The organism is Marinobacter sp. F4206, from assembly GCF_019392195.1.
GTDB lineage: Bacteria > Pseudomonadota > Gammaproteobacteria > Pseudomonadales > Oleiphilaceae > Marinobacter.
The window spans coordinates 1-13,090 of the sequence record NZ_JAHXKI010000007.1 but is presented as its reverse complement, the minus strand read 5'-3'; the positions used below and the strand labels follow the sequence as shown (position 1 = coordinate 13,090).

Sequence of the window (13,090 nt, the reverse complement as noted above, 5' to 3'; positions counted from 1 at the left end):
GTTACGCGCCCTCCTTCGACTCGGACGGCGTGGCATTGGCAACCGATTCAACCGCGGCAACTATGCGGGAATAGGTGCCGCATCGGCAAAGATTACCGGTCATGGCCGCGATTATATCGTCACGGGAAGGGCTGGCATTGGTAGCCAGCAGGTGGGCGGCACTCATGATCTGGCCTGACTGGCAATAGCCGCATTGCGGCACACCCTGTTCAATCCAGGCCTCTTGCAGGGCATGCAGGCGATCCCGGTCGCCCAGCCCCTCAATGGTCGTTACCTGGCCACCAGCCGCCAGTTCTAATGGCGTGGAGCAGGAGCGCACCGGTTGTCCATCAAGATGCACGGTGCAGGCGCCACAGAGCCCCGCGCCACATCCGAATTTGGTGCCCTTGAGGCCCAGTTCGTCCCGGATGACCCATAAAAGAGGAGTATCCCCCTCGACTTCCAGCGAACGTTGCTCGCCATTGACTGTCAGGCTCAACGCCATATCCCTGCTCTCCCGCACTTACTTCCGGTCCACCCGGACAGTTGTTATTCTTTCCCGCCTCAATGATGCTCGGACCGGAGTGTTACTTGATGACTTCCTTGCCTTCCTTATCGACCCAGATTTTGCGTTCTCCGGAGTCCATCTGGCCATTGGAATTCCAGACCTCACGGTTTTCGGTGGCGCCCTCAAGCTTGCCATTGTCATTCCAGATGACGCGATCCTTACAGCCAGCCAATGCAACTACCGAACACACGATCAACAAAATCTTTTTCACGCTAATACCTCTCTGGGGCCGCTTACGCGGCTTGAAAATGACACTCAAGGATGAGGGACTCGTTACCGACTCCCGTGAACTTCACGATTATGTTGCTTGTCCCGTTCACTCTTTCGAACCATGACATACACGGCACCGGTGCCGCCATGGTGTTTCTGGGCCGAATGGAAAGCCAGCACATCGTCGAGTTCGGGGAGCCACTTCGCCAAATAGCTCTTCAGCTGTGCGATACCATCGGGATTGCGCTCGCCCTTTCCGTGCAGAATGATCACTGAACGCAGCCCATACCGGACGCAGTCTCCCACGAACGCGAACACTTCCCGGCGGGCTTGTTCAACTGTCATCCGATGCAGATCAAGCCGGGCCTCGATCGGGTACTGGCCCAGCCGCAGCTTGCGAAACACGCCGTGCTGGATACCTGGTCGCTGCCAGGCCAGAACATCATGGGCAGTCAGGGGCTCCACCATGTCGGACGTCAGGGGGTTCTTGTCCCTGATCACCTTTTCAACCGCCGCACGCTGGCGCTCCAGATGGCCGGGGGTAAGCTCCCGGGGTGCCTGGACTTCGGCGCGATTGGGCTTTTTTATACGCCGAACATCCTTCATTTCTTCCAGGAAGCTCTGGCGTTCTTCTTTCGTGGTCATGGCAGTGCTATCAGTACGCTGTGAATTGGCAAACTTTACCACCCGCTCCGCCCGCCATAAAGAAGTGCCAAACGGCCTCGCCCGTTCGACGAAAATCGTAAGGCTCTTCACCGGTCAGGTGAACTACACTGGAACCGGACAATAATAACGAAGGAAGGACCCCTACATGGCCGCAGCGAATCAGGACAGCGCCCGTCCGCACAACACCCGAGCCATCATGACATTCCTTCGGGAGCATGCCCCGTTTTCCAGCATGGACGACAATCACCTGGCTCATTTTGCGGAGCATGCCACCCTGCGATTCTATGCAGACGGCGATGAAGTGATTTCTCCGGACGACGGCGTGGTAAAACGATTTTACGTCGTAAAGCAGGGACGGATCCGCGGCGAACGCCATAATGAAAAGGAAGACCGGACCGATACCACCTTCGAAATCAGTCTGGGCGAGTGCTTTCCACTGGCCGCACTCATTGGCGAACGGCCAACCCGGACACTGCACCGGGCGGCAGGCGACACCTTCTGTCTAAGTATTGAACAGGATGCTTTTATCACCCTGTTCTCCGAGAGCGAACATTTCCGCGACTTCTGCCTGCGCGGTGTCAGCAGCCTGCTCGATCAGGTGAACCAGCGGATCCAGTCCAGTGCCATGGCGTCGATCGGCTCCAGCAACACCCTCGACACACCGCTTGAACGCTACGCCCTCAGAAATCCGATTGTCTGCTCCCCGGACCTTCCCGTCCGCAAAGCCGTGGCGCGAATGCACGAGAACAATGTCGGCAGCATTATTGTGACTGACGACAACCGACACCCGGCCGGCATTTTCACTCTTCGGGACCTGCGCACCATGATCGCGGAAGAGAAAGGCCCGCTGGACACCCCGATACGGCAAGTAATGACCGCAGATCCCTGCCGCCTGCCCTCCCACGCTGACGCCTTTGAAGCCGCCATGCTGATGGCCGAACACCATTTTGCGCACCTGTGCGTGGTCGATGACGAGAATCGACTGATCGGCGTGGTGTCCGAGCGGGACCTGTTCGCCCTGCAGCGGGTCGATCTCGTCAACCTTGCCCGCACCATCGGCACCGCCACTCACCTGAGAACTCTGGTCAGCCTGAGAACCGACGTGTCCCGACTGGTCGATGCCATGCTGGCGCATGGCGCGGATTCCGGCCAGGTCGTGAAGATCATCACCACCCTGAACGACGTCACCGTAAGGCGGGTACTGGAACTCAACATCAAGAAAAACGACCCGGGCATTCCGTTTACCTGGCTGACCTTCGGGAGCGAAGGCCGACAGGAACAAACCCTGCTCACCGATCAGGACAACGGTATCCTGTTCGAGACCCCGGAAGGCATGACCGAAGACCAGGTCCGGGAGAAATTGCTCCCGTTCGCACAAACGGTCAACCAGGAGTTGGCAGAGTGCGGTTTCACCCTTTGCAAGGGCAACATCATGGCCAGCAACCCCAAGCTCTGCCTCAGTGATCGCGAGTGGGACGACTGGTTCATCCGGTTTATCGATGCCTCAACGCCACAGAACCTGGTGTACTCCTCCATTTTCCTTGATATGAGGTCGGTGTTCGGGCCCACGGAGCCACTGAACAAACTGCTCGACAAGGTGCTCTCCCGCATCCGCAAAAACGCCCTGTTCCAGAAAATGCTCGCCGGAAATGCTTTTCAGCGGAAACCACCGCTGACCATGTTCCGCAATTTCCGATACGTCACCGATGGCAACAAACACGCCCTGGATCTCAAGCGACAGGGGCTGGCCCCGTTTGTCGAGTCGGTCCGAGTGTTTGCGCTCGCCAACGGGGTGGAAACCGCGAATACCCTTGAACGGATGGACGAACTGGCCAAAAAGGGCGTGTTCGACCCGAAAGATGCCAACGCCTGGAAAGAGGGCTACAGCCTCATCCAGGCCATTCGCATGCGATCTCATCAGGAAATGCTGAACCGGGGCGAGGAGCTCACGAATTACATCGATCCGGACGACCTGAACCCCCTGGACCGGCGAATCCTGCGGGAATCCTTCCGTCAGGCCCAGCGTCTGCAGCAGAAACTCGAAGTTACCTACCAACTCTGAAGGCCGGCCCGAACCATGCTTGAGCAAATCAGACAGTGGATAGAACGGCATCGCGGGGGCCGCGGCGCCGGGGTGGACCTGGGGAACCTGCCAAATCCGAAAATCCCGGGCGACCAACTCCTCGCTGGCAGCCGGCTGATCGTACTGGACCTTGAGACAACCGGACTGAATGCCGCCAAAGACGAGGTGATTGCCATCGGCGCTGTCGCCATCAACGGCGGCGTCATTCACCTGCACGACCAGTTCGATCTGATACTGCGGCGCCCAGAGCTGGATATCACGGAAACCGTCCTGATTCACGGGATTGGCAACGAGGCCCTGACCCAGGGCCACGAAACCGAAGACGCCCTGCTCTATCTGCTGGACTGGATGAACGGCGACCCGGTACTGGCCTACCATGCCGCGTTTGACCAGAAATTTCTGGAGAAGACCCTCCGCAGCCAACTGGGCTACACGCCGAGCCACACCTGGATGGACGTTGCCGACCTGCTACCGGTGTTCTTCCCGGACGCAAAAACCGGCGGGAAAGGGCTGGATAACTGGGCCGATTTCTTCGGACTGGAGGTCAGTGCCCGGCACAACGCCGCGGCCGATGCCCTCGCCACCGCCGAGCTGACCCTGATCGCCCTGAACCGGGCACGAAAAGAGGGCCTGAAAACTCTGAAAGAGCTTCACGACAAGCTGCGTTACCACCGTCGCCTTCAAAACATGCATCGGTTCTGAACAAATAGGGAATCTGTGCTCGTCGAATGACCCAAAACGACGGCAAATGACTGAGAATTAGACCTTTTGCCAATATCTATAAATCGCTTGACCGGTAAAGTCAGATATGACAACAAGTCGGAGAGTCACTATATGAATAATAAATTCTCTATCCGGAAAAGCACATATAAAACCCACCCTACCTCCACAACAACAAAACAGGAGTGATCCTATGTCAGGTCATAGCTACGACGCTGAAAACTACTGGAAGGCGAACCTGCGCCTCATACTCGGGAGCCTTGTCGTTTGGGCCCTCGTTTCCTACGGCTTTGCAATTTTGCTCCGTCCCCTGCTGGCCGGCATTCCCGTCGGTGGAACGGACCTGGGCTTCTGGTTTGCCCAGCAAGGTTCCATTCTCACGTTCATCGCGCTGATTTTTCACTACGCATGGCGCATGAACAAGATCGACGAAAAATTCGGCGTGCACGAGGAGTAAGAACGAATGAGCCAATTTGCCATCAATATCATCTTCGTAGGGGGCTCCTTCCTCCTCTACATCCTGATCGCTATCTGGGCGAAAGCCGGTAGCACCAAGGACTTCTATGTCGCCGGCGGCGGCGTTCATCCGATCACCAACGGTATGGCGATCGGTGCGGACTGGATGTCAGCGGCATCCTTCATTTCCATGGCTGGCCTCATTGCCGCCGGTGGTTATGCCAACTCAACCTTCCTCATGGGCTGGACCGGCGGCTATGTGCTGCTCGCCATGCTGCTCGCTCCGTACCTGAGGAAGTTTGGCAAGTTCACGGTTCCCGAGTTCATCGGTGACCGTTTCTACAGCAAGAATGCGCGTCTGGTAGCGGTTCTCTGCCTGATTGTCGCGTCTGTAACCTACGTAATCGGTCAAATGGCGGGCGCCGGTGTTGCCTTCTCACGGTTCCTCGAAGTGGACGCCACTCTGGGTCTTATCATCGCTGCGATCGTGGTCTTCATCTACGCCGTACTCGGCGGCATGAAGGGCATCACCTACACCCAGGTAGCCCAGTACTGCGTGCTGATCATCGCCTACACCATCCCTGCGGTGTTTATCTCCGTGCAACTGACCGGCAACCCAATCCCCGGTCTCGGTCTGTTCTCCACGCACGCCGATTCTGGCATGCCACTGCTCGCCAAGCTGAATCAGGTCATCACTGACCTCGGCTTCAACGAGTACACCGCGGACGTGGACAACAAGCTGAACATGGTCCTGTTCACCCTGTCGCTGATGATCGGTACCGCGGGTCTGCCACACGTCATCATCCGCTTCTTCACCGTACCGAAGGTTGCGGACGCTCGCTGGTCTGCCGGCTGGGCCCTGGTATTCATTGCCCTGCTGTACCTGACCGCTCCGGCTGTTGCCTCCATGGCGCGCCTGAACCTGATGACCACCATCTACCCGGACGGCACTTCAGCGCAGCCGATCCAGTACGATGAGCGTCCGAACTGGGTGAAGGAATGGGAAGTTACCGGTCTGATCCAGTTTGAGGACAAGAACTCCGACGGCCGCATCCAGCTGTATAACGACAGCCCGGCTTTCGAATCCGAAGCTCAGGCACGCGGCTGGGAAGGCAACGAGTTGGTTGTTAACCGGGATATCCTGGTACTGGCCAACCCGGAAATTGCCAACCTGCCTGGCTGGGTCATCGGCCTGATTGCAGCGGGTGGTCTTGCAGCGGCTCTGTCCACGGCGGCAGGTCTGTTGCTGGCGATCTCCTCCGCAGTCAGTCACGATCTGATCAAGGGTTCCATCAACCCGAATATTACGGAGAAAGGCGAATTGTTGGCGGCACGGATTTCCATGGCCGTGGCAATCGTGGTTGCCACCTGGCTTGGTGCAAATCCCCCAGGCTTCGCGGCACAGGTCGTTGCGCTGGCATTCGGTATCGCCGCTGCATCCCTGTTCCCGGCGCTGATGATGGGTATCTTCTCCAAGCGCGTTAACAACACCGGCGCCATTGCTGGCATGCTGACCGGTCTGGGCTTCACCCTGGCTTACATCTTCGTGTACAAGGGCTGGCTGTTCATTCCGGGCACCAACAACCTGCCAGACACCCCGGAAAACTGGGTACTGGGCATCTCCCCGCTGTCTATCGGCGCGGTTGGTGCAATCATCAACTTTGCGGTAGCCTTCGTTGTATCCAACGCAACTGAAGAACCGCCCGTTGAGATTCAGGAGCTGGTTGAAAGCGTCCGTTACCCACGCGGTTCCGGTCAGGCTCAAGACCACTAAGCTACAACCCGACCTGATTCATTGAATTGACAGGTTGTACTGAACGGGCTTCCTCAATGAGGGAGCCCGTTCTTTTTTGAGGAAACGATTGTATGTTCTGGACCTTAGTCGCCACTGTATTTTGCGGCCTGGGCGCTGCCGGCATTGCCCTTGGCATCCGTGCTGCTACCCGCAATAAAGCTCCAAAGTGGATTATCCCGGCGTTTGCCGGAATCGGAATGCTCGGCTACCTGATCCACGGTGAATACACCTGGTACGACCACAAGAAAACCCTGCTTCCCGAGGAGGCGATCGTGGTCGACACGGAAACGGACGGCATTCTCTGGCGCCCCTGGACCTTTGCCTTCCCCTATGTCACCGCGTTCTCAACCGTGGACACCAAGAGCATTAGCCAGGATACCTCCAACTCCGATATCGTCCGGTTTACCCTGTATCGCTTTGAGCAGAAACTGACGGATGCCGTGTCGCACCGGATCCACATTCTCAACTGCGAATCCCGGGAACTGGTACCCTTGGGCTCAGACGGCACACCCCGGGTCGACAACATGAAGGTGTTGGACACCTCCGACACGCTACTGAAAACAGTCTGCACCGGCTGACAGGCCGGTAGCACAATGCCCGCACCCGACGGAATCGCTCTACCATGATTAGTGCCTGGCTGCTGGTCTTAATCTCCTTTACCTACATCTCGATTCTGTTTGTCATCGCCTGGGCCGGTGACAAACATCCGGGACTCTACCGCCGACGGCTCGCGCGTACGCATATCTATGCGCTTTCTCTGGCGGTCTATTTCACCTCCTGGACGTTTTACGGCGCGGTCGGACGGGCGACCCAGGAGGGGCTAGGCTTTCTGCCCATCTATCTTGGCCCGCTCCTTGTCTTCCTGTTCGGTGCGCCCCTGCTCCGCCGGATCATCTACATCAGCAAGCGTAATAACAGCACGTCCATTGCCGATTTCATTGCCTCGCGCTACGGCAAGTCCCAACTCCTGGCGGCGATGATTGCAACGTTCGCCCTGATCGGCAGCGTGCCTTATATCGCCCTTCAGCTGAAAGCGATCTCCATGGGCTTCAATGTCCTCTCCGAGGCCGGCACCGGAACCGGGGAGCTCAGTACCGTGGCCTGGAATGACTCGGCGTGGTACATCACCCTGGCCCTGGCGGTTTTTACGGTCCTGTTTGGTACCCGCCACCTGGAATCGACGGAACACCACCGTGGCATGATTCAGGCCGTTGCCTTCGAATCGTTGATCAAACTGGTGGCCTTCGTCGCCGTTGGGCTGTTTGTCGGTTACGGACTCTATGGTGGCTTTGGAGAACTGTTCGACCGAGCGCAGGACGCAGACCTGATCAGCACTCTGACCACCGATGGTCTTGAGGCGCCGGCATTCATTACCCAGACACTCGTGGCCATGCTGGCGATCATCTGTTTACCCCGACAGTTTCACGTCATGGTCGTCGAGAACACCGATCACCGGGATTTCGAGGTTGCCCGCTGGGCAATGCCCATTTACCTGATCGTCGCCAGCGCATTCGTGCTTCCGATTGCTGCCGCCGGCCTGCTGGCCCCCGAGGCGGCGAACGGCAATCCCGACATCCTTATCCTGCAACTCCCCATCATGGCGGGCGAAGAATGGCTGGCGATCCTGGCGTTCCTCGGCGGCGGGTCTGCCGCGGCGGCCATGGTCATTGTCTGTTCGGTTGCCATCGCGACCATGGTCAGTAACGAAATCATCATGCCGGCCCTGCTGAAGTTCTTCCGCCCGAGAATGAACCGGCGTGCAGACCTGAGCTACCTGCTCCTGAGCATCCGACGCGTGGCCATCTTCGTGGTGCTGCTCACCGCCTATGGCTTCTATCGGATGGCAGGTGCGGACTATAGCCTGACCGCCTTCGGCCTGCTCTCCTTTGCCGCAGCCGCCCAGTTTGGTCCGGCCCTTGTGGGCGGCATTATCTGGCGTCGGGGCAACTACATGGGCGCTGTGTGGGGGCTGGCGCTCGGATTCCTGATGTGGTGCTACACGCTGCTGTTGCCGGCGCTGGCGAGTACCGGCTGGGTGACAGACACCCTGATCAACCAGGGCCTCTGGGGCCTGAGCTGGACCCGGCCAACCGCCCTGTTCGGATCCGATCTGGACCAGACCAGCCATGGCATTCTCTGGAGTCTCGGGATCAATACCCTGACCTACACGGTGCTGTCGATGCTCACCCGTCAGCGGGTGCGGGAGAAGATCCAGATTGCCTCGTTTTTCCATGATCCCCAGCCCAGAGCCGAAACCGCGCAGCATCAGAGCTGGCAGGGGGAGATCCTGACATCAGACCTGCAGGCACTGACCGACCGCTTCATGGGCGAGGAGCGCTCGGAGACCATTTTCCGCAATTACGAGCGCCGCAATGCGATTCGCCTGCATCCGCACCGGCCTGCTTCTGCCCACCTGATGAAATACATCGAGCGGCAGTTGGCTTCGGTAATCGGTGCATCCACAGCGCGGGTGGTGCTGGAATCGACCCTGACCGGTCGCGACATGCAGATCGAGGATGTGGTCAGCATCGTTGATGAAGCTTCCCAGGCCATGACCTTCAGTCGTGAGCTGCTTCAGTCGGCAATTGAAAACATCAGCCTCGGCGTGTCGGTGGTGAACCACCAGCAGCAGCTGGTGGTCTGGAACCATCGCTATCTGGAGCTGTTTACCTATCCTAAAGGCTTCGTCCGGGTCGGCCGCCCGGTGGAAGACCTGATGCGCTACAACCTGACCAACGCCAACCTCTCCGCCCGGCGCATTGATGACATCGTTGCCAACCGGTGTGCCAGCATGCGTGAGGGCAAGCCGATGTCCTACGAACGCCAGCGCCCGGATGGAACGGTGCTTCGGGTCGACGGCAGCCCCATTCCCGGCGGCGGTTATGTCACCACCTTCCAGGACATCACGGCCATGCGCCGAACCGAACAGGCGCTGAAAGAAACCAACATTTACCTGGAGCAACGGGTAAAGGAGCGGACCCAGGAGCTCCAGGTCATTAACGAGCAGATGCTCAAGGCAAAGTCCGTCGCAGAACAGGCCAACCAGAGTAAAACCCGTTTTCTGGCCTCGGCGAGCCACGACCTGCTGCAACCCCTGAACGCCGCCCGCCTGTTCACCTCTGCCCTGGCCGGCAAGTCATCCGATGGTGAGGCGAAGGACCTGGTGGAACATATCGACAGCTCCCTCGGTGCCGCCGAAGAGATTATCAGTACACTGCTCGACATTTCCAAACTGGATGCCGGCGCCCTGGAGCCGAACATTGGCGTTTTCCCCGTGAATGACATCCTTCGACACCTGGCGACCGATTTTTCCGCCATTGCCAAAGACCAGGGGCTGGAACTGCACGTTGTACCCAGCACCGCCTGGGTAAGGTCAGATGCCAAGCTGTTGCGCCGGGTCATACAGAACTTTCTCTCGAACGCCATCCGCTACACGCCCAAAGGCAAGATTCTGCTCGGCTGTCGCAGACTCAAGGGCTACATCCGGATCGATGTCTGGGACACCGGGCCAGGCATCCCGGAAGATCAGGTGACTCATATCTTTGAAGAATTCCGGCGCTTTCAGACGGGCCGGGACAAAAAAGGCCTGGGCCTTGGGCTGGCCATCGTCGACCGAATAAGCGGCATGCTCAACCATCCGGTAACCGTGCACTCCATCCAGGGGCGGGGCAGCCTGTTTGGCATTACCGTTCCGGTCGCGGCTGCGGAACAGCGTGAGCCAACCGGCGACAAGCCCGCGGCCTCCTCACGTCGGGTTTCAAGCCTCGGCGGCCTTCATGTCCTGTGCATCGACAATGACCCTGCTATCCTCCAGGGGATGGTGGCGCTGCTCGGTAACTGGAAATGCGATGTCACCGCCGCCGAGAGTCTCGAGGATGCCATCCACAAACTTGATGGCCGGACGCCTGAGATCATCCTGGCAGACTACCAGCTGGATGATAACAAGAACGGGCTGGATGCCATGGATAGCCTCCGGGAAGCGGTCAGCAATGACATTCCGGGCATACTGATAACCGGCTACATGGCGCCAGAGGTCCGAGAAGACGCGGTCAGCCGGGGCTACCACATGCTGTACAAGCCCGTTAAGCCGGCGGCGCTTCGGGCGCTAGTCAACAAGTTACTCAAGCAGAAACGATCATGACGGATCCCGGCAACACGGCAAATGCATTTCGTAAGCTGAGCTACCTGATCATTGATGATTTTGAGAACTTTCGTCTTTCAATGCGGCAAATGCTCAGAAGTTGCGGTGCCGACACCATCGAACTTGTGCCCAATGCCGCCCAGGCCATTCAGCTGTGCACCTACAACCATATTGATGTTGTGCTCTGTGACTACAACCTTGGAGAAGGCAGAAATGGCCAGCACGTGCTTGAGGAGCTCCGACACAAGAAACTGCTGAAACGTTCGTCGCTCTTTCTCATGGTAACCGCAGAAACCTCTAAGCAGATGGTTATGGGCGCCCGGGAAAACCAGCCCGACGGTTACCTGACCAAACCCATCAACCGCGCGGTGCTGGAGCAACGCCTGAGCGCCCTGATTGACCAGCGCAATGCCCTGTACCCCATTAACCGGGAGATCGACCGGGAGAACTATCCAGAAGCAATCTCCCTGTGCCTGCAGGCGCTACCGAAGCAGCCACGCTACAAAACGTGGCTGATGAAGACCCTGGGAGATCTCTACTTCCGGCTCGGGGATCTGGCGCATGCGGCGAAAGTCTTCGACGAGGTACTCAACCAGAGGGAACTGTCCTGGGCCCGCCTCGGGCGTAGTAAGGTCCTGCTGGCAAACCGGAGTTACGATCAGGCCGTCGACAGTCTGAGGCAGCTCATCGCCAACCATCCTGACTACATGGAAGCCTATGATCTGCTGGCCGATGGTCTCGAACGACAAGGCAAGGTGGGGCAGGCCCAACGAATCCTCGAACAGGCCGTTGAACATTCCCCGAACGCCTTGTTGCGGCAACGACATCTGGCACAGTTGGCCGAAGCCAATCAGGATATCGAAACCGCATCTGAAGCCTGGCGACGCACTGTTGTCCTCGGCACCCATTCGATACACGACTGCCCCGAACATCACCTGGCCCTTGGCCAAAGCCTCTCAGACCTCAGTGAAGGCGACCAGGAACCCGAAGGTGCAGAGCGTGCCAGAGAGGCAATGACTGCTCTCAGCAGAATGGAGAAACGATTTTCCGACCGCACCGATATTAGTCTTCGCAGCCGAATCATCCAATGCCGCGTGCATGCCGGTCAAGGTAATCGGCAGGATGCGGAGAAGCTCCTCGCCGGGATTAAGGCGGATATTGAAAGCACGGAAGTGCTGGATGCCGAGACCGGCCTGGATTACGCCAAGACGCTATTCAGGGTCGGACATGACAGCCATGCCAAGACTCTCTTGGCACAGCTCGCCGAACGTTTTGCCGACGATGCAGACGTTGTCCAGAAGATTGAGAGCCTGCTGGATGAGCCGGTCGGATTCCGGCAGAAACTACAGGCGCGTACGCTCAACCGGGATGGCATAAAAGCCTTTGAATCCGGTCAGCTCGCGACAGCGGCTGAGGCTTTTTCCCAAGCACTGAGCGTGGTACCGGACCACGCTGCGCTGAACCTGAATCTGGTTCAGGTGCTGATGAAGGAATACGAAAACGATTCGACGAACCGCGACCTTCTGAGCCAGTGCAGGGTGTGCCTCGACCGGCTCGAGGGGCTGCCGGAGCAACACCGGCAGCATCGGCGATACAAGGCACTGTGCCGGAAACTGGAAGGACTGACAGCATGACTGACGCACAAGAGCCGGAGAAGCCCGGACGAATGGCCAACCAGAGCATAGATTTCTCCATGGTGCTGGCCTCGGCCGTCCATGACATGAAAAATTCACTGGGCATGCTGCTGAACTCGCTCGATGAGTTACGAGCGGATTACGACAAAGACCTCAATGACTCATCCCGTTTTAACACTCTGCAATACGAAGCCGAGCGAATGCACAACGATCTGGTGCAGCTATTGGGTATCTACCGGCTTGGTGAGGACAACCTGTCGGCCCACATCGAGGAGCATTTTGTTCCGGACTTTCTGTCGGCGCACCTTGCCCGACACACGCCCCTCCTCAACGGTCTGGGCATCGAATGTCATATCGAAGCTCAGGATATTAACGGTTTCTTCGACGCGGACTTGCTGACCGGTGTGTTAAACAACACCCTCAACAATGCTCTCAGGTACACCCGAAGCAGGATTCGACTGACTGCCGAGGAACGCAGCGGTTATCTCGTCATAGGTGTTGAAGACGACGGCGCAGGATATCCGGAGAGCATGCAGCACACGGGAACGCTGAGTTTTAAATCCCTGGACTTCAATAGCGGCAGCACCAGCCTCGGCCTTTTCTTCGCCTCCTCCGTTGCCAGGCTCCATTGTGAAGGTGAGCGGACCGGCTCCATTAAACTGCACAATGGCGGGAGTTTTGGCGGAGGTGTCTTCGAAATCTGGCTGCCGTGACCGCGTTAACAGCCATTTCTCCAGGCAATAAAAAACCCCAGCTTCCTCGAAGCTGGGGTTTAGGTATTAAGAGTCTGACGATGACCTACTCTCACATGGGCAATGCCACACTACCATCGGCGCAG

The 13,090-nt window shown here is 58.0% G+C and carries 11 protein-coding genes; 8 read left to right on the top strand and 3 right to left on the bottom strand.

Going from position 1 to position 13,090, the window contains the following annotated elements; translation table 11 throughout:
• Position 1 precedes the first annotated feature (1 nt).
• From KZO34_RS18055 to smrA, 3 genes are all read right to left on the bottom strand, one after another.
• A complete protein-coding gene (locus KZO34_RS18055; RefSeq protein ID WP_219478329.1) occupies positions 2 to 484 on the bottom strand; it encodes a (2Fe-2S)-binding protein in 483 nt (160 codons plus the stop codon).
• Positions 485 to 566: 82 nt separating this feature from the next.
• Positions 567 to 758, bottom strand: a complete 192-nt coding sequence (locus tag KZO34_RS18050; protein WP_219478327.1) for a membrane lipoprotein lipid attachment site-containing protein — start codon at positions 756 to 758, stop codon at positions 567 to 569.
• A 62-nt stretch (positions 759 to 820) separates the two neighbouring features.
• Positions 821 to 1,402 carry a DNA endonuclease SmrA gene (gene smrA, locus KZO34_RS18045; protein WP_219478326.1) on the bottom strand — a complete coding sequence of 194 codons (582 nt, stop codon included), beginning with the start codon at positions 1,400 to 1,402 and terminating at the stop codon, positions 821 to 823.
• 166 nt (positions 1,403 to 1,568) lie between these two features.
• Here smrA and KZO34_RS18040 point away from each other — a divergent pair, with 166 nt between their 5' ends.
• The 8 genes from KZO34_RS18040 to KZO34_RS18005 all read left to right on the top strand — a co-directional run bounded on the left by KZO34_RS18040 (position 1,569) and on the right by KZO34_RS18005 (position 12,965).
• On the top strand, positions 1,569 to 3,485 hold the full coding sequence (locus KZO34_RS18040; RefSeq protein ID WP_219478324.1) for a putative nucleotidyltransferase substrate binding domain-containing protein: 1,917 nt from the start codon (positions 1,569 to 1,571) through the stop codon (positions 3,483 to 3,485).
• Between the two features lie 15 nt (positions 3,486 to 3,500).
• On the top strand, positions 3,501 to 4,208 hold the full coding sequence (locus KZO34_RS18035; protein ID WP_219478322.1) for a 3'-5' exonuclease: 708 nt from the start codon (positions 3,501 to 3,503) through the stop codon (positions 4,206 to 4,208).
• 211 nt (positions 4,209 to 4,419) lie between these two features.
• Positions 4,420 to 4,683, top strand: a complete 264-nt coding sequence (locus tag KZO34_RS18030) for a DUF4212 domain-containing protein (RefSeq protein WP_219478321.1) — start codon at positions 4,420 to 4,422, stop codon at positions 4,681 to 4,683.
• 6 nt (positions 4,684 to 4,689) lie between these two features.
• The gene (locus KZO34_RS18025) at positions 4,690 to 6,456 is read left to right on the top strand and encodes a sodium:solute symporter family protein (RefSeq protein ID WP_219478320.1); all 1,767 of its coding nucleotides are present in this window, start codon (positions 4,690 to 4,692) and stop codon (positions 6,454 to 6,456) included.
• A gap of 92 nt (positions 6,457 to 6,548) precedes the next feature.
• Entirely contained in the window at positions 6,549 to 7,055 is a 507-nt protein-coding gene (locus KZO34_RS18020) for a hypothetical protein (RefSeq protein ID WP_219478319.1), read from the top strand.
• 44 nt (positions 7,056 to 7,099) lie between these two features.
• On the top strand, positions 7,100 to 10,618 hold the full coding sequence (locus KZO34_RS18015; protein ID WP_219478318.1) for a hybrid sensor histidine kinase/response regulator: 3,519 nt from the start codon (positions 7,100 to 7,102) through the stop codon (positions 10,616 to 10,618).
• On the top strand, positions 10,615 to 12,252 hold the full coding sequence (locus KZO34_RS18010; RefSeq protein WP_219478317.1) for a response regulator: 1,638 nt from the start codon (positions 10,615 to 10,617) through the stop codon (positions 12,250 to 12,252). The genes KZO34_RS18015 and KZO34_RS18010 overlap by 4 nt, the downstream gene beginning before the upstream one ends.
• A 32-nt stretch (positions 12,253 to 12,284) precedes the next feature.
• Positions 12,285 to 12,965 (top strand): sensor histidine kinase, encoded by a 681-nt coding sequence (locus tag KZO34_RS18005; protein WP_219478476.1) that lies wholly within the window; start codon positions 12,285 to 12,287, stop codon positions 12,963 to 12,965.
• The last annotated feature ends 125 nt before the right edge of the window (positions 12,966 to 13,090 follow it).

Excerpts from the sequence above, each read along its gene's own strand:
- KZO34_RS18010 (WP_219478317.1), top strand. The coding sequence starts at position 10,615 with ATGACGGATCCCGGCAACACGGCAAATGCATTTCGTAAGCTGAGCTAC.
- KZO34_RS18030 (WP_219478321.1), top strand. The coding sequence starts at position 4,420 with ATGTCAGGTCATAGCTACGACGCTGAAAACTACTGGAAGGCGAACCTG.
- KZO34_RS18040 (WP_219478324.1), top strand. The coding sequence starts at position 1,569 with ATGGCCGCAGCGAATCAGGACAGCGCCCGTCCGCACAACACCCGAGCC.
- smrA (WP_219478326.1), bottom strand. The coding sequence starts at position 1,402 with ATGACCACGAAAGAAGAACGCCAGAGCTTCCTGGAAGAAATGAAGGAT.
- KZO34_RS18035 (WP_219478322.1), top strand. The coding sequence starts at position 3,501 with ATGCTTGAGCAAATCAGACAGTGGATAGAACGGCATCGCGGGGGCCGC.
- KZO34_RS18055 (WP_219478329.1), bottom strand. The coding sequence starts at position 484 with ATGGCGTTGAGCCTGACAGTCAATGGCGAGCAACGTTCGCTGGAAGTC.
- KZO34_RS18025 (WP_219478320.1), top strand. The coding sequence starts at position 4,690 with ATGAGCCAATTTGCCATCAATATCATCTTCGTAGGGGGCTCCTTCCTC.
- KZO34_RS18015 (WP_219478318.1), top strand. The coding sequence starts at position 7,100 with ATGATTAGTGCCTGGCTGCTGGTCTTAATCTCCTTTACCTACATCTCG.
- KZO34_RS18005 (WP_219478476.1), top strand. The coding sequence starts at position 12,285 with ATGGCCAACCAGAGCATAGATTTCTCCATGGTGCTGGCCTCGGCCGTC.
- KZO34_RS18020 (WP_219478319.1), top strand. The coding sequence starts at position 6,549 with ATGTTCTGGACCTTAGTCGCCACTGTATTTTGCGGCCTGGGCGCTGCC.